The sequence below is a fragment of the Streptomyces pinistramenti genome (assembly GCF_020564935.1).
Classification (GTDB): Bacteria; Actinomycetota; Actinomycetes; order Streptomycetales; family Streptomycetaceae; genus Streptomyces; species Streptomyces pinistramenti.
In genome coordinates, this window is sequence record NZ_JAJCXB010000010.1 from 70,241 (window position 1) to 96,549 (window position 26,309).

The window sequence follows — 26,309 nt, forward strand, 5'->3', positions numbered from 1 at the left end:
CAGCTCATCGCAGGAACGACTTCCAGAGCCGGTCCACGTCTGCAGCCGCGGCATCGACGCCCGACCACCACAGCCACACCGGCTTGGGGTCGCGGTTCCCGGGCAGGTGGTCGACCTGCAGCCGGATGACCGTGCCCGGGATGACCGGGAGGTCGCCGACGGGGTGGTCGGCCCAGGCCGGGCGTCGGCCCAGCAGTTCCACCGCAGGTCGGCCAATGGGAATGCCAGGCGGATGATGTCGTAGCCGGCATGGAGGATGACGAGATGGGGAGGTCGCCGGCCGTCCAGTGCCCGGCCGCGCGTAGGCGCTCGACCACCTCGCGCAGCTGCACGGCGGTGACAGTGATCTCGCGTCCGTAGGTGTGACAGAACAGCCGGTCCGGGCTGGTGATCGCGGCCGGCCGGTGTCCTGCTCAGCCGCGTCACATCCAGCCGCCCGTGGTGCAAGGCGCCGTGCCCGCCACGACCTTTGTCGTGATCAACGTCGACTTCAGCGAGAAGACATGATCAGGCAGAGGCCGCCCTGCTGTCTGCAGAACGGTGAAGCCCGTGGCCAACTCAACGGGCTGACCACGGGCGGAGCTTGAACGCCAAGCTCAGGTAGTTCTGGTTCAGGCTTGGTTCTTGGACCGCGCGGCCACGCTGTCGGCCGCGGGTGGGCGCCTTGCTTCCCGGCACTCAGGCCGTGAACGCCAGGGGTGGTGCCTCGCTGACTGCGTGCGTGAACGAGTGCCGACTGTGACGTATCTCGGTGGCCAGAACCTGGCCCACCGACGAGGATCCTGGTCTGGCGGGGACCTCGATCTCCCGGCTCGACCACCACGTACCACCCGCGGGCTTGTCCTCCCGGAAGGTGACGTGAAAGCGGAGCCGTGTCACCTCGTCCGCCACCGTCTCCAGGTGGATGCAGAAATCGGCTTCCGGCACTTCGATCCGGACGACGTCATCAACGCAGGACATCCGTACCGCGTCAGGCACAGCTTCTGTACACAGCAGGGCGGCGTGGCGTACAGCACTTCCTGAGATCTGGATCCTGCGCCTTCGCCCAGCCATCAGGCACTCCTCTCGGGCTCGGAGCCAGTGATCCCCTTGCGGTTAGCCCACGCGACAGCAGCGACTTTGCGGAAGAAGCCGGCGTAATTCCGCTCGACGTAAATGGCGTGTTCTTCGACCTCGGGATGCCGTTCCCTGAGCCTGTTGATCGGTACGACCATCGCTGCGTGGTGCTCGACATGAAGGTTGTTCCCGTTGGTGAACCATGTGGTCAGCCAACTGCCGCGGATCGAGCGGGTGTTTCGCAGGACATCCGTGGTGTCGGACTCGCACAGCAGGTGTTCCGGTATCTCCACCAGAAAGTGCATGGGCACGGCGAAGGCCAGCGGGAGAACCCACAGCCGGAGAACAGGCCCGCCGAAACCTGAGGCGGTGGCGATCACGACGGCGACCACTATCAGGCCGATCAGCCGGTACTCAGCGATGATTTCCCTTCGCCGCCGCTCGGCGATCTGGCCAATGTCGTAGGACCAGCTACCGGACCAGCTGCGCAGAACATCGCGGAGCACGATGACAATCCGCGAGTAGTCCAGCAAGCCTCGAAGCAGCATTCCCGAAGTGATCGGTTTGCGAGTGTCGAACCCGAAGAACTCCGAATCCTGCGGAGTGCCCAGATACCGGTGGTGTTGCAGGTGCCTGACCCGGTAGTGGCTGAAGGAGACCAGCAGGGGGATGCCGAGGGGAACTCCCACCAGACGGTGGAGTTTTGAGGATCGGAAGGCCGAGTGATGCAGGCACTGGTGCTGGAGCTCGACCATGTGGGTGTAAAGCGCGCCGAGAAGTAGTGCGCCGGCCAGCGCAATGAGCCAATTCGGTCTCAGTGCGAGGTACCCGCCGGCCACGGTGAGGCCGATGGCCAGAGCCAATTTGAAGATGAAGACCGCTTCGTCCCGGCCTGAGACCCGGCTCTTGCGGAAGAGCAGTTGTGGTGGCTTTTTCGATGCCGCGGTGGTCATCACCCTTCCCCTCGCTTCGGCAAACCGCGCATGGCGTCCCAGATCCGCTGGTAGTAGGCGTTAGCCACGCGCACACGGGTGGCCACGCCCAAGGAGATCTCCCTCAGGAGTTCCGGCGAACGGTTGACCAGCGGCAGGAAGACGCCTTCGAACCATTCGGCGCCGTGGTCGGCATCGACCTGAACGTGCACTCGCTGGTAGTCGATGACGTCCGCAGGCACGCCGAGACGGTTGCATCCGTCGACCATGGCCTGAAAGCGGGGTGAAGCGCTTTGCTCCAGTACTCCCATCGCCCCGAGCGCGCGAGGGTTGAGATGGCGGTGGATGCCATACATCAGGAGCATGCTGGCGTTCTCGAAGGCTTCGGGGCAGAAGAGCGCCTCGCGGCCGATGCCGGCTTCAGCCAACCGCTTGCGCATGTAGACGGCGGAGTGCTCGAACATGCGGGTGTGGACGTGATCGATGTTCCCCTCCCCCATTTCGTCCCAATAGTTCTCCGCGATGGTGAGCTTGGTGTGTCCCTCTGTGCCGATCTGCACCATGGCCATGAGGTCGTCGAATTTGCTGTCGACGAGCTCTTCGCCCATGAAGAACAGCGCCATCTCCTCCATGCTTGCTTCGTCGGCCAGGTAATTGCAGAAGTCCGGCTGCGTGTGCTGTGCCGCCACTTCCAGGAACCAGTCGTGGAAGACCGCGCCGTTTTCGGGAAGCGCGGCCGTATCGACTTGTGCGTCCTCCCATGCCAGCCAAGCGTCCTCGATCTCGACGATTTCACGGCTTGCATTGAGTCGCGGAATGCTGGCAAAATCCTCGGGACCGCCCATGTAGGCCACGTAGTAGGCGTGCAGCCGGCTGAGAAGAGCTTCCCTCGCCACTGGGTCAGGTGCGCCCTGCCGCGGAAATGCCCTGCTGATCTGCTCGGTGTGCGAGGCGGCGACCGCCGTCCCCACGGTGGTGAATGTCACGATTCTTTCCTCTCTGTCAAAGCGAATGCCGTGGTTACTCAACGCGGCTCCACACCGCGTGTGTTGACGTCACTGAAGACGCCTCGATAGCCCGGATTCCCCGTCTCGATGAGGGTGAATGGTGTCGCATCGGCGCAGTGCCTGCTCGTCATCGGCGAACAGATACTTCCTCCGGGTTTATCCGTGTTGTCGAGTGGATCCGCCGACGGATTCCTGCGTGGCAAATGTCGCTTTCTCCGTTGTCGACGCCGTCCTTGGCGACGAGCAGGGTGATGACGTGGTCCGCGCCGGCCACGGAGCAGGCACTGTGGGTGATTCCTGCACTCGATCGGGTCGTAGGTCCGCAGCGCAGGAGTTCATCGTCGAGATGGCTGATTGGCATCTGTCGCACATATGGCTTCGGCGCAACACCCTCCACCTGGCCGTCAGCAGACATGCGGAAGACGGAGTGCCGTCGCTGTCGGCACGTCTCACGTGGGCCACGAGCCCAGACCGAGCCGCGTTGAGCAACTGTGAAGTATTCTTCCGCCGCCCGCCGAGGGAGACCCGGACACAACAGAAGATGAGAATGATCCACTCGCTGAGGCCACGGGCATGATCCGCCTCTCGGCGTCCTGCTGCTGCGCATCCGTGGGGTGAATCGATCATTCCGCTTGGCGTAGCGCCCGCAAATGTCACGCACGGGACACATAGGCCACCATGCTAAAAGCTTAAACAATCATTGCAGGAAGCCGGCGCGACGGGAAGATTTCCGTGTGAGCATGCAGGGGGCCGGACAAGGGAGGCATTGATGACGGAACGGAGCTTCTACCGCGAAGGGGCTTTGCGTATGCAGGAAACCCTGCGTACGCAACGGCTGGCAGATCACATCGCCGGCAAGTACGTAACCGACCATCTGGACGAGACTGCAGCCACGATGCTCCGGCAGGCGGATTGCTTTTACTTGGCGACAGCTGACGCCGACGGCTACCCCGACTGCTCTTACAAGGGTGGTCTGCCCGGGTTCGTCCAGGTTCCCCATCCCGGCCTGCTTCGCTTTCCCAGCTACGACGGAAACGGCATGTTCCGGAGCTTGGGTAACATTCTCGACAACCCTCAGGTTGGAATGCTGTTCATCGACTATGACAAGCCGATCAAGTTGCGCGTAAACGGCACGGCGCAGGTATCAACAGACAGCCGACTTCTCGCCTCGTTTCCGGAAGCGGATGCCGTGGTTGAGGTTCACGTGCGGCAGGTATTCGAAAATTGCCCCCGCTACTTGCATGACGTGCGTGTGGGGCAATACTCGGCGCACGTCCCCCGTCCTCACCACGCCCCGCCCGACCCGGAATGGAAACTCAAGGATGAGTATCAGGGTCTGGTGCGTCTGCGGAATTCTTGACAGGTCTTCAACTGCTGTGCGCGAGGGCTGAGGTCCGCGAGTACGCGCGTTTGAGGCGCTGCCGCAGGATGAGAAACCAGCTCGACACCGCCGCCGAGGACTTGGCCACCAGAACCACGGTTCGTGCCGGGGCCGGTATGCCGGCGACATCCACCGACCGTGTCAGTCCGTCCCGTCGCACCAGTTCCGAAGAGGGGATGTAGGTGATCGCCTGAAGGGCCAAGGCCATCTCCTGTGCCAGGATCCAGTCGTCCGTGCGGCCGACCGTCCGGGTGAGGACGCCGTGGCGTGCGAAGTGCGAGGTGACAAGGCGATCACAGTCAGAGCCGACGCGTGGCAGTACCCAGGGAAAAGCGGACAGCGAATCCGAGCCGGAGCGGATCGCGGAGGAAAGCAGCTTCGGCGGGCCGACGAGTACGAAAGCTTCGTGTCGCAGCGGCACCGTGCGGAAGCGTACGTCCTCGGGTTCGGCTGCCTCCTGTATGGAGATTGCGGCATCCAGACTGCCGGCCTGCACGAGGTCACGACCCTCGTGTGGGCTCGTTTCGTATAGCTCAAGGCTGAAGGGGAGTCCATGGCCGACTCCGAGAGCGGGGAGTACGCAGTTTCCCATCGCCGAGGGGAAGGCTCCGAGTTTGACGCATGGTTTGCTGCGAGGCTGTGCCGCTCCGTTCTCCTGGTGCTCCGAGACGGATGTCTCCCACAGGTCAGCGATCTTCGACGCGACCTGAGCAATCACTGAACCGCCGTCTGTCAGACGTATCCCGCGTCCTTCCGGCTCCACAAGCGGAAAACCGCATTCCGAACTCAGTGCCTTGATCTGCTGGGATACCGCAGACGGGGATAAATGTAATGCCTTGGCCGCGGCATGGATTCCGCCGTGGCATCGTACGGAATCCAATGTCCTGAGCTGTTGTAGGTTGGCCATTGTCCCGCTCTCGTCGGGGGCCGACGACACGTCAGGCCCATCGGGAGTATTCGAGGAACGCGCGCACCGGGAACGTGCCAAGACCGGCGACCTTGATGGGAACAGCGGTGAACCTTCCCCCTCCCTCCGGGACGAGGGAGAGATTGGTGAGATGTTCGACCACCGGGATGCCCGCACCGAGCAGCTCCGTATGCGCCGGGCGTTCACGTATATGTGTGGCGTCGATGTTGAGGGAGTCGATTCCCACGAGCGCCGGGTCGGCTTCGGCGAGCAACGCGGCGGCTTCGGCGGACAGGTGGGGGTGCTGACCGTTCTCGTAGGTGTCTGTGGCCCAGTACCGTGACCAACCGGTCCTGATGAGGACGGCACGGCCCCGCAGATCGGACTGCGCGAAGCACTCCGGAGGAATCGTCTGCTTGTCCGTTTCGATCACGGTGACGGGTACGCCGGCAACTCGGGCCAGGTCGAGGGATGTGAGGTCGTAGCCATCCGCGAAGCGATGGAAGGGGACGTCCATGTACGTCCCTGTCTGGCCGACCAGACAGAGCTTTCCCAGATGGAATTCAGTTCCCGGCGCATACATCTCCCGCGACTGCTCGCGGGAGATGTGATCGGTGAGTACCGGCTGCGGCATCCCTGGATAGGCTGTCGCGCCGGGAACGATCTCGTGGCTGAGGTCCACGAACACGTCTCCGGGGCCACCGTGACGGAAGGCTCCCTGCGACCGAGACGGAGGGGAACTGTTCACCATGAAGGATCCACCTTCTCTTCTATGTAATGGACAACGATCGCTGAAAGGTCTGGGCCTGCACAAGGAGGCCCGTCGCGTTCCGGCCAACTGGCTTACTGCGGCATGTGGGTCGGAGTCTCGGCCTGACGCTCGTCGGCAGACGGATCCCCACTGCGGTGTTCGGTGCGCGCGTCGCGGAGTGCGAGCGGGGCGGCCAGGAGTATCAGGACCGCGGCGGCGGTGAAGGAGCCATCGACTCCCAGAGCGTGAGAAGTGAGTCCGACGGCCACGGCACCGATCCCCGTGCCGGCGTCGTAGGCCATGTTCCACGCTGTGCTGGCTGCCCCGTGGCCGTGGGGACCGGCACGGCGAAACATGATCACCAGTGTGTCGTTCTGAAGGGCGCCGAAGCCCAGGCCGTAGACGACGGCTGCGGCCGCGGACAGTACCGCGCCGTAGCCGAACGGCGCGGTGGCCAGCCCGAAGCCGCCCATACCCACGACGCAGGCCAGCACGCTGGGAACCAGCAGGCGCCCGGTGCCCGCCCGGTCGCTGAAGACGCCCGCCACCCATCGCCCGACGACGACAGCGCCGGAAAGCAGAAACAGTGCGACCGGTGCGGCTGAGGGCTCGCTGAGTGCCAGAGGGAGAAACGACGTCACCCCGCCCAGCGCGCATGCAGCGGTGATCAGGACGGTGAAGGGCCGGCCGAAGGGCCGCAGGGGCACCTCGTCCGACTTGGCGGCCCGGTTTCCGCTCGGCCCCTCCGGACGGGGCCGTGTCCTGATCGCCGCGGCCAGCGGGGCGGCCAGCACACTGAGTGCGCCGGCCGCGAGGAAGACCGGGGTGAAGCCGATGTGCTCGGCGAGCCACACTCCCAGTGGCAGGCAGAGAACCTGGGGCAGACCGACGGCGACGCCGTACCAGCCGACAGCCCGGCCCCTGCTGTGTGCCGGGATCAGTTCGGCCACCAGTGCGCTGCCGGCCACCGCGACCATTCCGAAGCCGACACCCCGCACGGCCGAGACCGCCAGCACCCAGCCCAGTCCGGCCGAGAGGGGATACGCGAAGGTGGGCAGCCCCAGCAGCAGTGCTCCGACCACCAGGGTCCGGCGCAGGCTCATCCGCCGCAGCAGCCACCTCATGCACAGCTGCACGCCCACCGTCGTCGCCATCGTCACGCCGGTCGCGGCACCCACCCCGGCGTTTCCGGAGCCGCCCCGAGCGGACCACAGCGGAGCGACCGACAACAGCGGCGCGTAGTTGGAAAAGGTGCCCAGCGTCGCGGCGAGCAGCAGAAGGAAGTCTCGTCCGGCCAGGCCGGTGCGCTCGTCACCGGCGGAGGGCCGGCGACGCTGTGTGGTGGATAGGGGCATGCCAGCAGTTTTACGGTTTACGTCAATCGCGTCCAACGAACGATTGCGATGGCTTCCATTCGAGAATACGATTGGTCTGTGGAGCTGAAGCATCTCTCGACCTTTGTCGTGGTGGCCCAGCGGCTGAATTTCACCGGCGCCGCGCAGGAGCTGGGCTACGTGCAGTCCAGCGTCACGGCGCACATCAAAGCCCTGGAGAGGGACCTCGGTGTGCCGCTCTTCGACCGGCTCGGCCGCCGGGTCGTGCTCACCGACGCGGGCCGTGAGCTTCGCAATCACGCCCAGAACCTCCTGAACTACGCCGAGCAGGCCACGGAGGCGGTGCAAGGAGCGGGCGGTGATCCAGGGCGAGTACGCGGCACCTTGCGCATCGCCGCGCCGGAGAGCCTGTGCGCGCACCGCCTGCCACCGGTGTTGCGAGCGTTGAAGAACAGCTTTCCGCTCCTCCAGGTGGCGTTCGGCGCGGCGAGCAGAACCTCACTGATGGCCTCGCTCAGCGAGGGCTCCCTCGACGCCGGCTTTCTCCTGGAGGAGGAGGTGAGCGGGCCCATGGTGACCGCCGACCGGCTGGCGGAGGAGGAACTGCGCCTGGTCGCCGGGCCGGAACATCACCTCGCCCGGAGCGACGTCGTCCGCACCGTGGATCTCGCCGAGGAGACGCTGCTGCTCATCGAGAAGGGCTGCGCACAGCGCGAGGTGATGGATCGTGAACTGAGACAGGCCGCGGTCCGCCCGGCCACCATGGAGTTCGTCAGCACAGAGGCCCTCAAGCGGTGTGCCGAGGCCGGCCTGGGCGTGGCTCTGTTGCCGCGCACCACGGTCGCCGACGAAATCGGTCGCGGCAAACTCACAGCACTGCCGTGGACCTCCCATCCCGGCCTCGGCGTCTATCTCGTTCTCCACAAAGACCGCCAGCCCACCTCCGCTCTGCGCACACTCACCGCACTCGCCCGAGCCGAATGGTCCGACGCACCGGCGGAGAGGCCGAAGGCGCGGTGACTTCGCAGGGGGCTGAGCCGTGAGAACCCCACGGGCCTCCACGACACGTCCACTGCGAAACACCGCCCCGCCCAGCGGCGGGGCCGCGGTTCAGGTGTAGGGGGCGCTCGCGACCGGACGCGGAGGGTGGTGCACCGCAGCCTGACGACGTGGCCGATGCGCGCGGGCACGGTTGACGGCGTTGGCCCGGTCGACCTGCTCGGCGGGTTCGTCGGCGGCGTCGGCGGGCGGGATCTGGATACCGGCGTTGCTGTAGGCCGTGTCGAGGCGACCGAACGTTTCCACCGTGCGGTCGACGGCGGTGGCCACGTGGTCCTCTTCGGTGACGTCGCAGGTGAGGGCGAGCACCTGGTGGCTTTCGTCGGTGAGCTGCTTGGCGGCCGTGTTCACGGCGGATTCGTTGACATCGGCCAGGGCGACCGCGGCGCCGGATCGGGCGAAGGCGCGGGCGGTGGCCCCACGCCGGAGCCGGCACCGGCCCGCCCTGAACCTGCCAGACACGCGCTGCCCTCGCTCAGCCTGTGCCGCCCCCGCCCGCCCGTAGCCGGTGCCGTTGGATCTTCCCCGTGGCGGTGCGGGGCAGCTCTGCGACGAACTCCACGGCGCGGGGGTATTTGTACGGGGCGATGGTGTGGCGGACGAAGTCCTGGAGTTCGGTTGCCTTGGCCGGGTCGCCGTGCACGCCCGGTCTGAGGACGACGTATGCCTTGGCGATGGTGCCGCGGGCGGGGTCGGGGATGCCGATGACCGCGGCTTCGGTGACGTCGGGGTGGGTGAGGAGGGCTTCTTCGACTTCGGGGGCTGCGATGTTGTAGCCGGCGGAGATGATCATGTCGTCGTCGCGGGCGCGGAACCAGAAGTAGCCGTCGGTGTCGCGTACGTAGGTGTCACCGGTGAGGTTCCAGCCGTTGCGGACGGCGGTGCGCTGGCGGTCGTCGGCGAGGTAGCGGCAGCCGGTGGGGCCCTGGACGGCGAGTCTGCCGGGGGTGCCGTCGGGTACTGGGTGGCCGTCGTCACCGAGGACGGCGGCGCGGAAGCCGGGAACGGCGCGGCCGGTGGCGCCGGGGCGGATGGTGTCGTCGGCGGCGCTGATGAAGATGTGGAGCATTTCGGTGCCGCCGATGCCGTCGATGAGGCGGATGCCGGTGGTGCGCCGGTACTCCTCCCACACGCTGAGCGGCAGGTGTTCGCCGGCCGAGACGCAGCGCCGTACGTCCTTGAGTGCGCGGGCCCGGCCGGCGGCGAGGATCGCCTTGTAGGCGGTGGGTGCGGTGAACAGGACGGTGGCACGGTGTGCGGCGGCGGCGTCGGCGAGTTCGGTGGGGGTGGCGCGTTCCAGGAGGAGGGTGGCGGCGCCGGCCCGGAGAGGGAAGACGGCGAGCGCACCGAGGCCGAAGGTGAAGCCGAGGGGCGGGGTGCCGGTGAACAGGTCGTCGGGCTGCGGGCGCAGGATGTGGCGGGAGAAGGTGTCGGCGATGGCGAGAACGTCGCGGTGGAAGTGCATGGTGGCTTTGGGCCTGCCGGTGGTGCCGGAGGTCGGGCCGAGCAGGACGACATCGTCGGCCGCGGTGTCGACGGCGGTGAAGCCGTCGGGCTTGGCGGCGGCGCGGACGGTGAGGTCGGCGGGGTCGTCCGCGCCGTAGGGCAGGACGGGCAGCCGGTCGCCCGCGGCGGTGCGCAGGGCTTCGGTGAAGCGGTGGTCGCACAGGGCCAGGGCGGGGCGGGTGAGGTCGATCAGCGGGGCGATCTCGCCGGCCCGCAGCAGTGGCACGGTGGTGACGACCACTCCGCCCGCCTTGACGACGGCGAGCCAACAGGCCACCAGCCAGGGGGTGTTGGGGCCGCGGAGCAGGACGCGGTTGCCGGGCTGGAGGCCGTGGTCATCGGTGAGCAGCCGGGCGATGCGGTCGGTGTGCTGCCGCAGGTCGCCGTAGCTCCAGGTCTCGGTGGGGGTGCGCAGGCAGGGGCGGTCGGGTCCGTAGCGGCGGATGGTGCCGTCGAGGAGTTCGGCGGCGCAGTTGAGACGTTCGGGGTAGCGGAGTTCGGGGAGGTCGAAGCGGAGTGCGGGCCAGTCGTCGGCGGGCGGCAGGTTGTCGCGGCAGAACGTGTCGGTGTGCGCGGACGGTGAGAGCTGCACGGGCAGCGCTCCCTTCTGGGTGTCCTGAGCGCGGGACGGGGTGCCGTGGCGGGCCGTCCTACCGGTGGGCGGCCACCGCGGGGCCGGGGTCAGCCGGTGTGCAGCGGGGTGTGTGCGTAGGCGCCGGAGAGCAGGTGGCCTGCGCCGGGGGCGAGGGCGGGCAGGCCGAGGGCGCGCATCATCTGGTGCGCGGTGGCGATCGAGGCGGACAGGACGGGCTTGCCCAGTTCCTGTTCGGCCCGCTCCACCACGTCCAGGGACGGCAGTTGGACGCAGGCGGAGAGCACCACCGCGTCGGCGTCGGTGTGGTCCAGGGCGCGGACGACGGTCAGCAGGTCGTCCGGGTCGTGTGCGGCGACCTTGAGGTTGTCGGGGATTTCGAGCGCGGTGTGGTCGCCGACGGCGATGCCTTCCTTGCGGAGGTAGCCGATGACGGTGTCGGTGAGCGGCCGCAGGTAGGGGGCGACGAGGGTGACCGAGCGGGCGCCCATCGTGTGCAGGGCGCCGACCAGGGCCCCGGCGCTGGTGACGACGGGCGCCGGGGCGTCGTTGCGGGCGGTCACCTCGGCGAGCTTGCGCTCGGATGCGCGGTGGTAACCGCGGCCCATGCTCATGATCGCGACGAGGCAGGCGTAGCCGAGCACGTCGACGCGGGCGTCGGAGAGTTCGGCGGCGCAGCGGGTGGAGTCGGCGTCCATGGCGGCCAGTTCCTCGGCGCGTACCTCCTTCATCCGCATCCGGCTGGAGTGGAAGGTGAACCGCTCGGGTGCGACGGTCTGGCGGGCCCGGAAGAGCGCCGGGATCTCGGTCTCCATGGTGACGTTGGAGCTGGGCACGATCTGGCCGACGCGGAAGGTGCGGGGGCGGCCGGTCACCGGGCGTCCACGACGGGGTTGCGCAGGGTGCCGATGGTGGCGATGGTCGCTTCGACGATGTCGCCGGGGGTGAGGAACTGCTGCGGTACGAAGCTGGCGCCGACGCCTGCCGGTGAGCCGGTGGCGATGACGTCGCCGGGCTCCAGGGTCATGCCCGCGGTGATGTCGGCGATGAGTTCGGGGATGCGGAAGAGCATGTAGCGGGTGTTGGACTTCTGCTTGACCTCGCCGTTGACGCGCAGCGAGAGGTCCAGGGCGTGCGGGTCGGGGACCGTCGCCGCGGTGCGGACCGCGGGGCCGAAGGGGGCGTAGGAGTCCTGGCCCTTGGAGTAGAACCACTGGCCCGAGCGGCGTTGGTCGCGGGCGCTGATGTCGTTGACGATGCTGTAGCCGAAGACGTGGTCGATGGCGTCCTCGGGGCGCACCCTGCGGGCGGTCCTGCCGATGACGACGGCGAGTTCGCATTCCCAGTCGAGCTGGGCGGTCAGGTCGCCGTTGTGGAGGACGGGCGCGCCGGGGCCTGTGACGGCGGTGGCGGGCTTGCTGAACAGGACGGGCCGTTGTGGGAGCGCGTTGTCGGTGTCGAGGGTGCGGGCCGATTCGGCGACGTGCTCGGTGTAGTTGAGGCCGACGCCGACGATCTTGCCGGGCCGCAGCGGGGCGGCGAGGGTGACGTCGGCCGCGGCGCGCAGGGCGGCCTCGGGGACCGGCCCGGCCAGCAGTTCGGTCAGGGCGGCGACGGCTTCGGGCCCGGCGTGGATGACGTCCAGGACGCTCGCCGGGGCGCTGCCGAGGCCGGGGATCCGGTCGCCGTGCGCGGCGGTGAGGGCGGCGACGTCGATGACGGCGGGGTCGGTGTCGTCGCGCCGTACGCCCAGGCGGGGCGCGGCGCCGCCGTCGTGGGTGTAGCTGACCAGCAGCATGGCCAAACTCCTTGATTCGCGGGCCGGTTCGGGTGCGGGACGGTTCAGGCGGCGGGCTGGTGGCCGTCGTTGTCGGGGTGGCTCTCCTCGCGCCAGAAGGCGAGGGAGCGCATCACGGGGAAGTCGTTGAAGGAGAAGAGCACCGCGTCGTCGCCGGCGTCGTCGTTGGCGTGCTCGTGCCAGGCCCAGGACGGTACGCAGAAGATGTCGCCCTGTTTCCAGTCGAAGTGCCGGCCGGCGATGACCGAGTGGCCGCGCCCCTTGGCGACGTTGTAGACGACGGAGCCGGTGTGCCGATGGGCCCGCGTCGCCTCGCCCGCGCGCAGCAGCTGGAGGTGGGCGCCCATGGTCGGCATGACGGAGCCGCCGGTGAGCGGGTTGCTGTACTCCAGCATGATCCCGTCGTACGGGGAGCCTTCGGTGGCCTTGGCGGCGTCGAGCAGTGCGGCGTAGGACCGCTCCCAGGGATAGGCGAAGAGCGGGGAGTACGGCTTGGTCCAGCCGTCCGCGAAGCCGTCGGGGCGCAGGATGCCGGCGCCGTGGGTGAGCAGCGAGGAGTTGACGACCTTGCCGGGCTCCTGGTGGAGGGCGGGGTGGACTTCGTAGAAGCCGGCGTCGTGGGCGTTGACCAGCGGGATGTCGAGGCCGTCCTGCCAGATGACGGGTGCGTCGGTGCCTTCGTTGCCGTGTTCGTGCCAGGCCCAGTTGGGGGTGATGGCGAAGTCGCCGGGGCCGACGGCGAGTTTCTGTCCGTCGACGACGGTCCAGGCGCCCTGGCCCTCGACGACGAAGCGCAGGGCGGCGGCCTGGTGGCGGTGTGCGGTCATGGATTCGCCGGGGCCCATGATCTGGAGTCCGGTGTAGAGCATGCCGACGGCGGCGGAGACGTCCTTGCGTCCCGGGTTGACGAGCATGACGACCCGGCGGCCCGCGTCGTCGGCCTTGACCAGGCCTAGCGATTCCAGGACGAGGGGGCGCAGCCGCTCGTAGGACCAGTGCACCGGGACCGACTTCGGCTGCGGGTACCAGGGTTCGATGTCGTTGGCGACCGTCCAGAGGGCTCCGGCGTCGTGCGCGCCGAGCCGGTCGTAGTAGGCGGTCAGTTCGTCGGTGTCGCCGACCCGTGCCCTGCCCGGTACGTCATCGCTGTGGCTCATGTCCGCGCCGCCTCCCAGCTCCATTTCATTCTATTGACGGTCGTCATCGTCACGCTATAACTTGCGGGGTGTCAAGAGGCTGGAGGAAGAGCGATGAACGCACCGGATCCGCTGTCCGAGCCCCCCGCGGACACCCCCCGCAGCGCCCCCGAGGTGACCGTGCGGCACCGGGTGGAGTGGCACGACACCGACGCCTCGGGCCACCAGCACCACTCCGCGATCCTGCGCTGGGTCGAGTCGGCGGAGGCCGAACTGCTGCGCAGGTACGGCCTGGAGTGGCTGTTCGGGCGTACCCCGCGGGTACGCCACGAGGTCAGCTACCGCGCCAGGCTGTGGTTCGGCGAGACCGTCACCACCCGGCTGCGGCTCGACCGGCTCGGCCGCACCTCGCTCGGCTACGCCTTCGAGGCGCGCGGCCGGGAAGGCACCGCCGCCGAGGGAAAGCTGATCGTCGCGCACGCCGCACCCGACTCCCCCTCGGCGACACCCTGGCCGCGGGCGGTACGGGACGCGCTGGGCGGCGCGGGCGGTCCGGCGCAGGACGCCGCCGGGAAGGAGACCGCCTGATGCGCATCGCGGTCATCGGCGCGGGGCCCGCAGGGCTGTACTTCGCCGCCCTCGCCAAGCAGCTCGACCCCACCCGCGAGATCACCGTCTGGGAACGCAACGCGCCCGACGACACCTTCGGCTTCGGCGTGGTCTTCTCCGACGAGACCCTCGACGGCATCGCGCACGCCGACCCGGACGTCTTCGCCGCCATGGAGGCGGAGTTCGCGCGCTGGAGCGACATCGACATCCACTACCGCGGCCGGGTGCAGACCTCCGGCGGGCACGGCTTCGCCGCCCTCTCGCGCAAGCGGCTGCTCCAGATCCTCCAGCGACGGTGCGCCGGCCTCGGCGTCGCGCTGCGCTACCGCACCCCGGCCCCACCCGCCGCCGAACTCGCCCGCGACCACGACCTGGTGATCGCGGCCGACGGGGTCAACTCCGCGACCCGCACCCGGCACGCCGACGTCTTCGCGCCCGCACTGGACGTCCGCTCCAGCCGTTACATGTGGCTGGCCACCGACCAGGTCCTGGACGCCTTCGCCTTCGTCGTCGCCGAGACGCCGCACGGCCCGATGCAGGTGCACGCGTACCCGTACGGCGAGGGCCGCTCCACCTTCATCGTCGAGATGCCCGAAGACACCTGGCGGGCGGCCGGCTTCGACCGGGCGGCTGACCTCGGTCTCGGGCCCGGCGAGAGCGACGAGAAGAGCGTGGCGCAGGTCGCCGGCCTGCTCGACGGCTTCCTGGGCGGGCACCGGCTGCTCACCAACCACTCCCGGTGGGGCCGGTTCACCACCGTGCGCAACGGCACCTGGCGGCACGGCCGCACCGTGCTGCTCGGCGACGCCGCGCACACCGCGCACTTCTCCATCGGCTCCGGCACCAAGCTGGCCATGGAGGACGCGCTGGCGCTGGCCGCGAGCCTGGAGGCCGGTCCCGACGACATCCCCGGGGCGCTGGAGCGCTACGAGCGGGAGCGCAGGCCGGTCGTCGAGTCCACCCAGCGGGCGGCGCAGGCCAGCCTGGAGTGGTTCGAGACGATCGGGCACAGCATCGGCCAGGAGCCCGAGCAGTTCGGCTTCAACCTCCTCACCCGCAGCCGCCGGGTCACGCACGGCAATCTCCGGCTGCGCGACCCGCACTACAGCCAGGCGCTGGAGCGCTGGTTCGACGGGCGGCAGCCCGAGCCCCAACGGGCCGCCGTGCCCCCGCTGTTCCAGCCGCTGCGGCTGCGCGGCCTGCGGCTGCCGAACAGGGTGGTCGCCTCGCCTGTCGCCACCTACAGCGCGCGGGACGGCTTCGTCGGCGACACCGAACTCGTCCACCTGGGCGGCGCGGCCTTCGGCGGCGCCGGGCTCGTCCTGGCGGGCATGACCGCGGTCAGCCCCGATGGGCGGGTCACCCCGAGCTGCCCTGGGCTCTGGGACGACCGCCAGATCCCGGCGTGGCGGCGGATCACCGACCTCGTGCACGCGCACGGCGCGAGCGCCATCGGCGTCCAGCTCAGCCACTCCGGGCGCAAGGGCTCCACCACCGTCCCGGAGAACGGCCCTCTCGGCGGGCCGCAGGCCGAGGGCGGCTGGCGGACGGTGGCACCGTCGCCGCTCGCCTGGGCGGGGCATCCCGCACCGCATGCCCTGACCGGCGATGAACTGGAGGCCGTGGCCGACGAGTTCACGGCGGCCGCGGCCCGCGCCGAAGCGGCCGGGTTCGACGTGCTGGAGATCCAGGCGGGCCACGGCTTCCTGCTGTCCTCCTTCCTGTCGCCGCTCACCAACCGCCGCACCGACGGCTACGGCGGCGACCTCACCGGGCGGCTGCGCTTCCCCCTCCGCGTACTCGACCGGGTGCGGGCCGTGTGGCCGCCGCACAAGCCGCTGCTGGTGCGGATCTCCGCGGCCGACTGGGCGGCGGGGGGCACCACCGTCGAGGACGCGGTGGTCATCGCCCGCGCGCTCGCCGCGCACGGCGCCGACGCCATCGACGTATCCAGCGGCGAGGTGGTGCCGGACGAGCGGCCCCCCTACGGGCGGACGTACCAGACGCCGCTGGCCGCCAGGATCCGCGCCGAGACCGCCGTCCCGGTGATCGCCGTCGGCGCCTACTCCTCCGCCGACGACGCCAACACGTCGCTCCTCGCCGGGCGTTCGGACCTCGTCGCCATCGGGCGGGCCCAGCTGTACGACCCGGCGTGGACCCTGCACGCCGCCGCCGAACTCGGCTACACCGGGCCTGCGGCGCGCTGGCCGCGCCCCTACCGGCCCGGCAGCAAACCGCCGCCCACGGCCGGCCGCATCCGGCCCGCGCTCACCCTGCGCCCGGTGCCGGATTCCGGCGCCCGGCCGCGCCGGGGAGCGACCGCCACCGACGCAGAGAGGTCCGTACGGCCATGACCGTGACCGTTCCGCAGGAGTTCCCCCGCTTCACCGCGGCCGCCGTACAGGCCGCCCCGGTCTTCCTCGATCCGGCCGCCACCGTCGACAAGGCGGTGGCGCTCATCCACGAGGCCGCAGCCCACGGCGCGTCCCTGGTCGCCTTCCCCGAGGTGTTCGTGCCCGGCTACCCCTACTGGAACTGGACGATGAACCCCGTCCAGGGCTCCCCCTGGTACGAGAAGCTCTACCGCGCCGCCGTCGACGTCCCCGGCCCGCACGTCGACGCGCTGCGCGCGGCGGCCGCCGCCACCGGCACCACCGTCGTCATCGGCATCAACGAGCGGGGCCGGCACAGCCTGGGCGTCCTCTACAACAGCGTGCTCACCATCGGCCCGGACGGCGCCCTGCTCGGCGTGCACCGCAAGCTCGTGCCGACCTGGGCGGAGAAGCTGACCTGGACGCAGGGCGACGGCAGTTCGGTGCGGGTGCACCACACCCCCGTCGGCCCGCTGGGCGTGCTGGCCTGCGGCGAGAACACCAACACCCTGGCGCGGTTCTCGCTGCTCTCGCAGGGCGAACTGGTCCATGTCGCCACCTACATCGCGCTGCCGGTCGCACCCGCCGACTACGACATGTCCGAGGCCATCGCGATCCGCACGGCGGCCCACTCCTTCGAGGGCAAGCTCTTCTCCATCGTGGCCTGTTCGACGATCACCGACGAGATGACCGAGGTGGCGGCGGCCCACGACCCGGAGATCGCCACGATGATGCGCCGCCCGCGCAGCGCCCTGTCCGGCGTCTTCGGGCCCGACGGCCGCCCGGTCACCGAGCCGTTGGTCGACGAGGAAGGCATCGTGTACGCGGAGATCGACCTGGCCCGCTGCATCCAGCCGAAGCAGATGCACGACATCATCGGCCACTACAACCGCTTCGACGTCTTCCGGCTGCACCACGACACCACGCACCGGCAGCCCCTGATCCGTACCGGCGAACGCCCGGACGAGGCGCCGCTGACCGGCCCCTGGTCGCCACCGGCCGAGCCGCAGCCCGAGGGCGGCGGCGAGTTCAGGCACGCTCGCTCTCCAGGGATGCGGTGACCCATTGGTGGAAGGCGCCGATGTGGTGTTCGCTGGGCACCAGCACCCCGCCGTCGCGGTAGGCGCGGGAGTGCATGGCGGGCTGGGTGCGTTCGCAGGCGTCGAAGTCCTGGGTGTTGACGCGGTGGAAGAGTTCCACCGAGCGGGAGACGTCGGCGCCGGACGCGAGGACGTCGGGCAGGTAGAGCCAGTCGCATTCGACGACGGTGCGGTCGGCGGCCATCGGGAACATGCGGTGGACGATGACGTGGTCGGGGACGAGGTTGACGAAGACCTGCGGCCTGATGGTCAGGGCGTAGTAGCGGCGGTCCTGGTCGTCCTCGATGCCGGGCAGCCGGCCGAAGCCGCCGGTGCCGTCGACGGTGAAGCCCTCGGCCTCGTCGGCGAACCGCGCACCGTGGCCCACGTAGTACTGGGCGGCCAGCCCATCGGCGAACTCCGGTAGTACGTCGGTGAGTTCGGGGTGGATGGTGGCGCAGTGGTAGCACTCCATGAAGTTCTCGATGAGGAGCTTCCAGTTGGCGCGCACGTCGTAGGTCAGGCGTGTGCCGAGGGCGAGGTCCTCGGTGCGGTAGCGGTCGAGTGCGGCCGCGTCGCCGAGGCGTTCGACGGCGGCGCCGATCACCGTGTCCTCGAAGGACGGCGGCTCGTCGGCGAGGCACACCCAGGCGTAGCCCAGCCATTCGCGCAGGTGGACGCCGATCAGTCCGCGTTCGGTGCGGTCGATGTCCGGCATCTTCCGGAGGTTGGGGGCCGCGGTGAGCCGGCCGTCCAGGTCGTAGGTCCAGGCGTGGTACGGGCATTGGAGGCTGCGGCGGACCTCGCCGGCCTCCTCGGTGCACAGGCGGGCGCCGCGGTGGCGGCAGATGTTGAGGAAGGCGCGGAGTTCGCCGCGGCGGTTGCGGGTGATCAGGATGCTTTCCCCGCCGACCTGCACGGTGCGGAAGGCGCCCGGCTTACCCAGGTCGCTGCCGCGTACGGCGCAGAACCAGAGGCGTTCGAAGATCTTCTCCTGCTCCTGCCGGAAGAGGCCGGGGTCGGTGTAGGCGGGGCCGGGGAGGGTGGCGATCAGGCTGCCTGCCGGGCCGGACGGGAGGGGTTCCTGGCCGGGCTGCCGCGGGGTGCGCGCACCGGTCACGGGGGTGGTGGTCATCTGCGGTCTCCTCAAGCGCGCTGCGTGCGGGTGGGTCCGTCGGCCCGGTTGTCGGCGGGCCGTCGCGGTCAGCGGCGGATGCGGGTCATCTGCGGGTCGAAGAGGGGTTCTTCGGCGACGGTGGCCGGGATTTTCTCGCCGAAGTACGCGAGGTGCACGGCGGTTCCGGGGACGGCGAGGGCGGCGGGCAGCCAGGCGTAGGCGATGCAGCGGCCGAGGGTGTATCCGTAGGCAGCCGAGGTGACGTAGCCGGAGGGGGCGTCTGCCCCTTGGGCGTAGACCGGTTCCTTGCCGAGGACGACGGCTGCGGGGTCGTCGAGGGTGAGGCAGGTCAGCTTGCGGGTGACGGTCCGTTCGCTGTGGCCTTCCAGGGCGGCGCGGCCGGTGAAGTCGCCCTTGGCGGGGCGGACGGCGAAGCCGACTCCGGCCTCGTACGGGGTGTGTTCGCAGGTCATGTCGTGGCCCCAGGAGCGGTACCCCTTCTCCAGGCGGAGGCTGTTGAAGGCGCTGCGGCCCGCCGCGATCACGCCGTGCGGCCGACCCGCTTCCCAAAGGGTGTCCCACAGCCGCAGCCCGAGGTCGGCCGTGGTGTACAGCTCCCAGCCCAGTTCGCCGACGTACGACAGCCGCATCGCGGTCACCGGTACGTGGCCGATGTGGGTGCGGCGGGCCTTGAAGTAGCCGAAGCCCTGGTGCGAGAAGTCGTCGCGGGTGAGCGGCTGGACGAGTTCGCGGGCGAGCGGGCCCCAGACGCCGATGCAGCAGGTGCCGGGGGTGATGTCGCGGACCTGCACGCCGTCGGGGGCGTGCCGGAGCAGCCGGTCGAGGTCGGCTCCGCTGTTGGCGCCGATCTGGAAGTGGTCGGGGGCGAGGCGGGCCACGGTGAGGTCGGAGCGGATGCCGCCGCCCTCGTCCAGGAGGAGGGTGTAGGTGACGGCGCCGGGTTTCTTGTTCAGCTGGTTGGTGGTCATCGCCTGGAGGAAGCCCAGGGATCCGGGTCCGGTGACTTCCAGGCGGCGCAGCGGGGTCATGTCGTAGAGCGCGACCTTCTCGCGGGTCGCCCGCGCCTCGGCGGCGGCGATCGGTGACCAGTACCGCGCCGACCAGGCGTCCCGCTCGGGCAGTTGCAGCCCTTCGGCGAGCGGGGCGTTGGCCTCGTACCAGTGCGGGCGTTCCCAGCCGCCGCCCTCCAGGAAGAACGCGCCCAGTTCCTGCTGCCGTGCGTAGAAGGGGCTGACCCGCAGCGGCCTGGGTGCTTCCATCGGCTGGAGGGGGTGGATGACGTCGTAGACCTCGACGAAGTTCTGTGCGCCGCGGTCCTCGATGTACGCGGGTGAGCGCTGGGCGTCCTCGAAGCGGTGCAGGTCGCATTCGTGGAGGTCGGTGTCGGGGCGGCCGTCGGTCATCCAGGCGGCGACGGCCCTTGCGACGCCGGCGGACGCGGTGACCCACACCGCTTCGGCGAGCCAGAATCCGCGCAGTTCCCGGGATTCGCCGAGTACCGGCATGCCGTCGGGGGTGAAGGAGAAGACGCCGTTGAAGCCGTCGGCCACCCGGGACGCGCCGAGCGCGGGCAGCAGTCCGATGCTGTCCTGCCAGCTGGGCGCGAAGTCCTCCTCGGTGAAGGGCAGCGAGGAGGGCATGACGGGTGCGTCGTCGAAGGCGGGCACGGCGTACGGGTCGACGGGCATCGGGCGGTGTGCGTAGGAGCCGATGCCGATGCGGTCGGTGTGTTCGCGGAAGTAGAGGTCGCGGTCCTGGAAACGCAGGATCGGCCTGCTCGCTTCGGTCCGCGGGTCGTTGACGCCGTCGAGTGCGGGCAGCGGTTCGGTGGTGGCGTACTGGTGGGCCAGCGGCAGCAGGGGGACGTCGACGCCGGCCATGGCGCCGATCACCGGTCCCCAGAAGCCGGCGGCGGAGACGACGTGGTCGGCGGGGAAGGTGCCGCGGTCGGTGACCACGCCGGTGACGCGGCCGCCGTCCCGTTCGATGCCGGTGACGGTGTGGCGTTCCAGGAAGCGGGCGCCGCGGCTCTCGGCGCGGGCCATCTGGGCGCGGCAGGCGGGCACGGCGCGGGCGAGCCCGTCGTCGGGGGTGTGCAGGCCGCCGAGGATCCTGCCCTCGTCGAGCATCGGCCAGAGGTCCGTGCACCGGCGCGGGGTGAGCAGTTCGGCGCGTACGCCCCAGGAGGCGGCGAGGCCGGCCTTGCGGTGCAGGTCGGCCCAGCGCTCCTCGGTGGTGGCGATCTCCAGGCCGCCGACCGGGTTGAAGCAGGAAAGCCCGTCCGCTTCCAGGGAGTGGAACTTCTCGACGGTGTAGGTGGCGAACTCGGTCATCGTCTTGGAAGGACCGGTCTGGAAGACCAGTCCCGGCGCGTGCGAGGTGGAGCCGCCGGGGGCGGGCAGCGGGCCCTGGTCGAGGACGGTGACGTCGCGCCAGCCGCGTGCGGTGAGTTCGTCGGCGAGCGAGCAGCCGACGATGCCGGCGCCGATGACGACCACCCGGGCGTCGGTCGGGGATGCAGGGGGCATGTCCCTCCTTCGGGAAAGGCGCGTGCGGGCATGCGGGGGCGATGATGGATGCAGAGTCAATTAGCGGACACAACAGGTTGGTTGGGGCGTTCCGCCCGGATGGTGATGCCGGGCCGCGTCCTGTGGGGACGCCGCAGCTTCCGGACGGCCGCGAGGACTTCTCCAGGACCGGGGTCCGGCACCAGGATCGTCTGCACCTCGACGGGTGCGCCCCTTTTCGCCGCGACGGCAGCACGGACTTCGTGTGGCATGCCCTACCCCTCAGTGTTGCGCAGTGCACGACTGGTTGCGCGATGAGAGACATAGTGGGAACGCCGGATCGGCGGCGTCAAGAGGCCCGACGCTCACGCTTGGTAAAACCGCGGGCAGCGAAGCGTAAGGACCCTGCCGTGCCCGGAAGTTCCGCCGGAACCGCTTGACGCACTGCCCCCGAGTCGGGATTCTGTTGCGCAGAGCGCTCCGCCGTGCACATAACGAAACTCAACTGTCCCGAACAGTAAGAGGGGTGCCCCGTGATTCCCGTCTGCCACCTCGAAGAACTCCCCGCGGGCGAGTCCGTGCGCATCGACACCGCGCCGCCGATCGCCGTGTTCAACGCCGACGGCACGCTGTACGCCATCGACGACACCTGCACCCACCAGGACGCCTCGCTCGCCGACGGCTGGCTGGAAGGCTGCCTGGTCGAATGCCCGCTGCACGCCGCCTCGTTCGACCTGCGCACCGGCGCCGCCACCTGCCTGCCCGCCCGCCGCGCGGTACGCACCCACCCGGTCACCGTCGCCGACGGCATGATCTACGTGCACCACACCGCCGCCGATGAGGGCACCGCCGCATGAACACCGTCACGGTCATCGGCGCCTCACTCGCAGGTCTCCACACCGCCCGCGCGCTGCGCTCCCAGGGCTTCGACGGCCGGCTGGTGATCGTCGGCGACGAGCACCACCGCCCCTACGACCGGCCGCCGCTGTCCAAGGGCTTCCTCACCGGAGCCACCGACCAGAGCCAACTCGCCCTGGCCGACGCGGAGGAGATCGCCGACCTGGACGCGGAATGGCGGCTCGGCAGCCGGGCGGCCGGACTCGACACCGGCACCCGCTCGGTACGCATCGCGGGCGCGGCGCCGCTGGTCACCGACGGCCTGGTCATCGCCACCGGCGCCACACCCCGGCAGCTACCCGGCCCTGCCCGCGCGGGAGTTCACACCCTGCGCACCCTCGACGACGCCCAGGCGCTGCGCGCGGACCTGGCCCGCGGCCCCGCACGGGTGGTGGTCATCGGCGGCGGCTTCATCGGCGCCGAGGTGGCGTCCTCCTGCGCCGCGCTCGGCCATGAGGTGACGGTGGTGGAGGCCGCGCCGCTGCCCCTCGTACCCCAGCTCGGCGACGCGATGGCGCGGATCTGCGCCGCGCTGCACGCGGAGCACGGCGTCACCCTGCTCACCGGTACCGGCGTCGCGGGGCTGTGCGCGGAGGGCGCCACGGACCGGGTGACCGCCGTGGACCTCGCCGACGGCAGCCGACTGCCCGCCGATGTGGTCGTCGTCGGCATCGGCGTACGCCCCCGCACCGACTGGCTCGAAGGCTCCGGGCTGCCGCTCGACGACGGGGTGTGCTGCGACGCGGGGTGCGTCACGCCGGTGCCCGCGATCGTGGCGGTGGGCGATGTGGCCAGGGTGGACGGCTGCCGCGCCGAGCACTGGACCAGCGCGACCGAACAGGCCGCCGTCGCCGCCCGCAACCTCCTCGCGAACGCCACCGTCGCCACCCACCGCAGCCTGCCCTACTTCTGGTCCGACCAGTACGGCGTCCGCATCCAGTTCGCCGGCCACCGGCTGCCCACCGACACGCCACGCCTCATCGAAGGCTCCCCCGACGACCGCAGCTTCCTCGCCGCATACGAACGCGACGGGCGCACCACCGCCGTCCTCGCCCTCAACCGCCCCCGCCCCTTCATGCGCCTGCGCCGCGAACTCGCCCGGGAGGTCGCCGAGAAGTGCCCGCTTTCCCCCTCCCTCTGAGGGCGCGGCGGTTCAGACCGCCGTCGGCGGTTCCGGGCGGGTCAGCCGCTGCTGGTCGATGGTGCCGGCGGCGGTGCGCAGCATGCGGATGGCCTGGTCGAGGAACGGGTTGGGGTCGGCGGTGCGGCGTACCGCGAACACCCGCCGGACATGGGCGGGGTTGGCGAGCCTGATGATGTGCACCTCGTGCGATTCCAGCAGCGCGAGTTCGGGGACGATCGCCACACCCAGGCCCTTGCGCACCAGCTCGAAGGGCAGGTTGTAGTCGTTGGTGCGGAACAGGACTTCGGGGCGGAAGCCGCCTTCGGCACAGATGTGGAGGAGGGAGCGGGCCGCGTCGGTGTCCTCGCGGTAGCAGATCCAGCGCTCGGCCGACAGGTCGCCGACCTGGATGCGTTTGCGGTGCGAGAGCCGGTGCCCGGTGGGGACCAGGACATACAGCGGCTCCTCCAGGATCAGCGTCGTCTCCAGGTCGTCCGGCCAGTTGTGCGGCACCATGCCGTACTCGAAGATCACCGCGAGGTCGAGCCGGCCCTCGGTCACCGCGGGCACGGTGACCTGCGGGTCGCCCTCTTCGTAGCGGACGTCGACCTGCGGCCGGTCGCGGAGGAATTCGGCCAGCACGGCGGGCACCAGGCGGAACCCGGCCGACCAGAAGCTGCCCAGGTGCAGTCGGCCGCGCTCGGCCGCCGCGAAGGAGCGCAACTCGTCCTCGGCCGACTCCAGTTCGGCCAGCAGCCGGGCGGCCCTGCGGGCGAGCTGTACGCCGGCGGCCGTCGGGCGCACGCTGCGCGGTGAGCGCTCGAAGAGCTGGACGCCCAGGGCACGTTCCACCGAGGAGATCTGCTGCGATATGGCGGAGGGCGAGTAGCCGAGACGGCGGGCGGAGATCCGCAGCGAGCCGGTCGCCACGACTTCGCGTACCGCTTGCAGCTGCGTCGGGGTCAGCATCAGGGGAAATTAACACTCCACGCGCCAACGCCACCAGGGGTGTTGCTCGTGCTGTGGGCAGGCGCGTACGGGCCGCCCGCCGGAAGGCCGAAGGGGACCGTGCGGCGGCCGCATCGCGGGGCCGCCCGCCGGATTCCTCCTGCCGTCCACCCTGTGAGATGCATCAGTTCTGCTGAACGAAGTGTGCACAGATGCGCGCCCTGTCTCATCTTGTGCGGGGCCACGGCCTGGCGCACATTGAGCGATCAGTAGCTGACCGACCCGAGAAGGGCACCTCCATGGACAGACGGCTCGCAGGTCCACGCGCCCGCGGTACGACGCGCCGGGTGGCGGTCGGCCTCGGCGTCACCGCGCTGCTCCCCCTCGCATCGGCCTGCGGCACCTCCGATCCCACCGCGAAGTCCACCGCCCCCGTCCAGCGCAAGGACGCCGCGCTGCACGCGCTGCTGCCCGCGAAGATCAGGAAGTCCGGCACGCTGACCGTCGCCACCGGCGACGACTACCCGCCGCTGGTGTCCCTCGCCGTCGACAACAAGACGCTGGTCGGTATGGAGCCCGACCTGATGACGGCCGTCGCCCAGGTTCTGGGGCTCAAGGTGACGTTCACCAGGGCCGGCTTCGACAGCCTCATCGGCGGTGTGCAGTCGCACCGTTACGACCTGGCGATCCAGGCGATGCTCGACAAGCCGGAGCGGCGGCAGCACATCACCTTCGTCGACTACTTCCGCACCAGCAGCTCCCTCCTGGTCGACGACCGGCACGCGAAGGAGATCGGCTCGCTCGGCGACCTGTGCGGCAAGCAGGTCGCGGTGGAACAGGGCACCGCGCAGGTCGAGGACGCCGATACGCAGAAGAAGAAGTGCACGGCGGCCGGCCGGGCGGCGCCCGAAGTGCTGGTCTTCCCCAACTCCGTCGGCTGTTTCCAGGCGCTGTCCACCGGCCGCGCCCAGGTGTTCGTCGGCGGCACCCCGACCGTCGCCTACCAGGCCGCGCAGTCCAGCGGCCGGCTGCGCCAGGTCGGCCGTCCCTACCGCTTCCTGCCGTACGGGATCCTCGTCGACAAGGAGCAGGGCGCGCTCGTCAAGGCCGTGCAGAAGGCCCTGCAGAAGGTCATCGACAACGGCAGCTACGGCACGATCCTCAAGCAGTGGAAGGTCACGGCCGGGGCGCTGCGGCAGGCGACGGTGAACGGGGGCGCGGCATGAGCGGGCGTCCGGTGACGGCGGAAGCGGACGGCACGGCCCCGGCGAAGGGGCCGGCGGACGGCGACCGGATCCGCGCGGTGCCGCTGCGGCATCCCGGCCGCTGGGTGACCTCGGCGGTGCTGATCTTCGTCCTGGTGTTCCTGGTGCAGGGCTGGGCGGCCAACCCCCGGATGCAGTGGGCGACGGTCGGCGAGTTCCTGTTCGCGCCGGTGGTGCTGGAGGGGCTGCGCACCACGCTGCTGCTGACGGTGGCGGCGATGGCCATCGGCATCGCGGGCGGCGTGGTCGTGGCGGTGCTGCGGATGTCGGCCAACCCGGTGCTGGCCAGGCTCAGCGCCTTCTACATCTGGGTGTTCCGCGGTACGCCACTGCTGGTGCAGCTGCTGTTCTGGTACTTCCTGTCGGCCATCGTCCCGGTGATCGGCTTCGGCGTGCCCTGGGGCCCGACGTTCTTCCAGGTCGACACCAACCGGCTGATCACGCAGATGACCGCGGCCGTACTGGGCCTCGGTCTGCACGAGGCCGCGTACATGGCGGAGATCGTCCGGGCCGGCCTGGACTCCGTGGACGAGGGGCAGAGCGAGGCGGCGCACGCGCTGGGCATGACGCGGCGGCAGACGCTGCGCCGGATCGTGCTGCCGCAGGCGCTGCGCCTGATCATCCCGCCGACCGGCAATCAGGCGATCTCCATGCTCAAGACCACCTCGCTGGTGTTCGCCATCGCCGTGCCCGAGCTGCTGACCTCGATCCAGGGCATCTACTCGCGCAACTTCCAGCAGGTGCCGCTGCTCGCCGTCGCCTGCGTCTGGTATCTGGTGGCGACGTCGGTGCTGAACGTCGGCCAGCACTACCTGGAGCGCCGCTTCCGGCGCGGCGACGGCCGCGCCACCGCACAGCGCCGTCGGCGGCAAGCCGTCACCCCGTTCGAGGAGCCGCAGTCTTGAAGAGCGC

General features: G+C 69.9%; 24 protein-coding genes and 1 pseudogene. 9 read left to right on the forward strand and 16 right to left on the reverse strand.

The features are described 5' to 3' along the window. Positions 1–4 precede the first annotated feature (4 nt). The 4 genes from LIU39_RS10055 to LIU39_RS35230 form a co-directional block, all read right to left on the reverse strand. On the reverse strand, positions 5–202 hold the full coding sequence (locus tag LIU39_RS10055) for a hypothetical protein (protein ID WP_372463836.1): 198 nt from the start codon (positions 200–202) through the stop codon (positions 5–7). 476 nt (positions 203–678) lie between these two features. Continuing rightward, a complete protein-coding gene (locus tag LIU39_RS10060) occupies positions 679–960 on the reverse strand; it encodes a hypothetical protein (RefSeq protein WP_227046278.1) in 282 nt (93 codons plus the stop codon). A gap of 92 nt (positions 961–1,052) precedes the next feature. Further along, the gene (locus LIU39_RS10065) at positions 1,053–2,009 is read right to left on the reverse strand and encodes a fatty acid desaturase family protein (RefSeq protein WP_227046279.1); all 957 of its coding nucleotides are present in this window, start codon (positions 2,007–2,009) and stop codon (positions 1,053–1,055) included. Then, complete coding sequence (locus LIU39_RS35230) at positions 2,009–2,974, reverse strand: iron-containing redox enzyme family protein (protein ID WP_227046280.1); 966 nt, start codon at positions 2,972–2,974, stop codon at positions 2,009–2,011. Before LIU39_RS35230 ends, LIU39_RS10065 begins: the two co-directional genes overlap by 1 nt. A 790-nt stretch (positions 2,975–3,764) precedes the next feature. Here LIU39_RS35230 and LIU39_RS10075 point away from each other — a divergent pair. Beyond that, positions 3,765–4,355, forward strand: coding sequence for a pyridoxamine 5'-phosphate oxidase family protein (locus tag LIU39_RS10075; RefSeq protein WP_227046281.1), 591 nt, complete (start codon positions 3,765–3,767; stop codon positions 4,353–4,355). Between the two features lie 7 nt (positions 4,356–4,362). Here LIU39_RS10075 and LIU39_RS10080 read toward each other — a convergent pair whose 3' ends face one another. From LIU39_RS10080 to LIU39_RS10090, 3 genes are all read right to left on the reverse strand, one after another. After that, on the reverse strand, positions 4,363–5,283 hold the full coding sequence (locus tag LIU39_RS10080; RefSeq protein ID WP_227046282.1) for a LysR family transcriptional regulator: 921 nt from the start codon (positions 5,281–5,283) through the stop codon (positions 4,363–4,365). A gap of 31 nt (positions 5,284–5,314) precedes the next feature. Further along, the gene (locus LIU39_RS10085) at positions 5,315–5,965 is read right to left on the reverse strand and encodes a cyclase family protein (protein ID WP_227046283.1); all 651 of its coding nucleotides are present in this window, start codon (positions 5,963–5,965) and stop codon (positions 5,315–5,317) included. 161 nt (positions 5,966–6,126) lie between these two features. Continuing rightward, positions 6,127–7,389, reverse strand: a complete 1,263-nt coding sequence (locus LIU39_RS10090; RefSeq protein WP_227046284.1) for an MFS transporter — start codon at positions 7,387–7,389, stop codon at positions 6,127–6,129. Positions 7,390–7,467: 78 nt separating this feature from the next. On the opposite strand from LIU39_RS10090, the gene LIU39_RS10095 reads away from it, so the two are divergent. Beyond that, a complete protein-coding gene (locus tag LIU39_RS10095) occupies positions 7,468–8,388 on the forward strand; it encodes a LysR family transcriptional regulator (protein WP_227046285.1) in 921 nt (306 codons plus the stop codon). A gap of 90 nt (positions 8,389–8,478) precedes the next feature. On the opposite strand, the gene LIU39_RS10100 is transcribed toward LIU39_RS10095, so the two are convergent. The 5 genes from LIU39_RS10100 to LIU39_RS10120 all read right to left on the reverse strand — a co-directional run bounded on the left by LIU39_RS10100 (position 8,479) and on the right by LIU39_RS10120 (position 13,480). Next, positions 8,479–8,889 (reverse strand): SDR family oxidoreductase, encoded by a 411-nt coding sequence (locus tag LIU39_RS10100; RefSeq protein WP_227046286.1) that lies wholly within the window; start codon positions 8,887–8,889, stop codon positions 8,479–8,481. A 13-nt stretch (positions 8,890–8,902) separates the two neighbouring features. Next, positions 8,903–10,525 carry an AMP-binding protein gene (locus tag LIU39_RS10105; protein ID WP_227046287.1) on the reverse strand — a complete coding sequence of 541 codons (1,623 nt, stop codon included), beginning with the start codon at positions 10,523–10,525 and terminating at the stop codon, positions 8,903–8,905. A gap of 89 nt (positions 10,526–10,614) precedes the next feature. Beyond that, positions 10,615–11,340 carry a maleate cis-trans isomerase family protein gene (locus LIU39_RS10110; RefSeq protein WP_227046372.1) on the reverse strand — a complete coding sequence of 242 codons (726 nt, stop codon included), beginning with the start codon at positions 11,338–11,340 and terminating at the stop codon, positions 10,615–10,617. 56 nt (positions 11,341–11,396) lie between these two features. Then, complete coding sequence (locus LIU39_RS10115) at positions 11,397–12,323, reverse strand: fumarylacetoacetate hydrolase family protein (protein ID WP_227046288.1); 927 nt, start codon at positions 12,321–12,323, stop codon at positions 11,397–11,399. A 44-nt stretch (positions 12,324–12,367) separates the two neighbouring features. Beyond that, positions 12,368–13,480, reverse strand: coding sequence for a cupin domain-containing protein (locus LIU39_RS10120; protein ID WP_227046289.1), 1,113 nt, complete (start codon positions 13,478–13,480; stop codon positions 12,368–12,370). Positions 13,481–13,573: 93 nt separating this feature from the next. Between LIU39_RS10120 and LIU39_RS10125 the strand changes: the two genes are divergently transcribed. The 3 genes from LIU39_RS10125 to LIU39_RS10135 are packed head-to-tail and all read left to right on the forward strand — an operon-like array spanning position 13,574 to position 17,501. Further along, on the forward strand, positions 13,574–14,047 hold the full coding sequence (locus LIU39_RS10125) for an acyl-CoA thioesterase (RefSeq protein ID WP_227046290.1): 474 nt from the start codon (positions 13,574–13,576) through the stop codon (positions 14,045–14,047). Continuing rightward, complete coding sequence (locus tag LIU39_RS10130; RefSeq protein WP_227046291.1) at positions 14,047–16,422, forward strand: oxidoreductase; 2,376 nt, start codon at positions 14,047–14,049, stop codon at positions 16,420–16,422. Before LIU39_RS10125 ends, LIU39_RS10130 begins: the two co-directional genes overlap by 1 nt. Next, complete coding sequence (locus LIU39_RS10135) at positions 16,419–17,501, forward strand: carbon-nitrogen hydrolase family protein (protein ID WP_227046292.1); 1,083 nt, start codon at positions 16,419–16,421, stop codon at positions 17,499–17,501. The genes LIU39_RS10130 and LIU39_RS10135 overlap by 4 nt, the downstream gene beginning before the upstream one ends. Here the strand turns inward: LIU39_RS10135 and LIU39_RS10140 are convergent. From LIU39_RS10140 to LIU39_RS10150, 3 genes and pseudogenes are all read right to left on the reverse strand, one after another. Continuing rightward, positions 17,470–18,654: an aromatic ring-hydroxylating oxygenase subunit alpha gene (locus LIU39_RS10140; RefSeq protein ID WP_227046293.1), complete on the reverse strand. Its 1,185-nt coding sequence runs from the start codon at positions 18,652–18,654 to the stop codon at positions 17,470–17,472. The two genes, LIU39_RS10135 and LIU39_RS10140, sit on opposite strands and share 32 nt — an antisense overlap. Positions 18,655–18,722: 68 nt before the next feature. Further along, positions 18,723–21,185: a GcvT family protein gene (locus LIU39_RS10145; protein ID WP_227046294.1), complete on the reverse strand. Its 2,463-nt coding sequence runs from the start codon at positions 21,183–21,185 to the stop codon at positions 18,723–18,725. 140 nt (positions 21,186–21,325) lie between these two features. After that, positions 21,326–21,436: pseudogene (locus tag LIU39_RS10150) on the reverse strand (S-(hydroxymethyl)mycothiol dehydrogenase); the annotation flags it as partial. A gap of 261 nt (positions 21,437–21,697) precedes the next feature. Between LIU39_RS10150 and LIU39_RS10155 the strand changes: the two are divergent. Both LIU39_RS10155 and LIU39_RS10160 read left to right on the forward strand, forming a co-directional pair. Beyond that, entirely contained in the window at positions 21,698–22,021 is a 324-nt protein-coding gene (locus tag LIU39_RS10155; RefSeq protein WP_227046295.1) for a bifunctional 3-phenylpropionate/cinnamic acid dioxygenase ferredoxin subunit, read from the forward strand. Then, positions 22,018–23,202 (forward strand): NAD(P)/FAD-dependent oxidoreductase, encoded by a 1,185-nt coding sequence (locus LIU39_RS10160; protein ID WP_227046296.1) that lies wholly within the window; start codon positions 22,018–22,020, stop codon positions 23,200–23,202. Before LIU39_RS10155 ends, LIU39_RS10160 begins: the two co-directional genes overlap by 4 nt. A 12-nt stretch (positions 23,203–23,214) precedes the next feature. On the opposite strand, the gene LIU39_RS10165 is transcribed toward LIU39_RS10160, so the two are convergent. Then, the gene (locus LIU39_RS10165; RefSeq protein WP_227046297.1) at positions 23,215–24,153 is read right to left on the reverse strand and encodes a LysR family transcriptional regulator; all 939 of its coding nucleotides are present in this window, start codon (positions 24,151–24,153) and stop codon (positions 23,215–23,217) included. A gap of 278 nt (positions 24,154–24,431) precedes the next feature. Here LIU39_RS10165 and LIU39_RS10170 point away from each other — a divergent pair, with 278 nt between their 5' ends. Both LIU39_RS10170 and LIU39_RS10175 read left to right on the forward strand, forming a co-directional pair. After that, on the forward strand, positions 24,432–25,358 hold the full coding sequence (locus LIU39_RS10170; RefSeq protein ID WP_227046298.1) for an ABC transporter substrate-binding protein: 927 nt from the start codon (positions 24,432–24,434) through the stop codon (positions 25,356–25,358). Further along, positions 25,355–26,302 carry an amino acid ABC transporter permease gene (locus LIU39_RS10175; RefSeq protein ID WP_227046299.1) on the forward strand — a complete coding sequence of 316 codons (948 nt, stop codon included), beginning with the start codon at positions 25,355–25,357 and terminating at the stop codon, positions 26,300–26,302. Before LIU39_RS10170 ends, LIU39_RS10175 begins: the two co-directional genes overlap by 4 nt. Positions 26,303–26,309 lie beyond the last annotated feature (7 nt).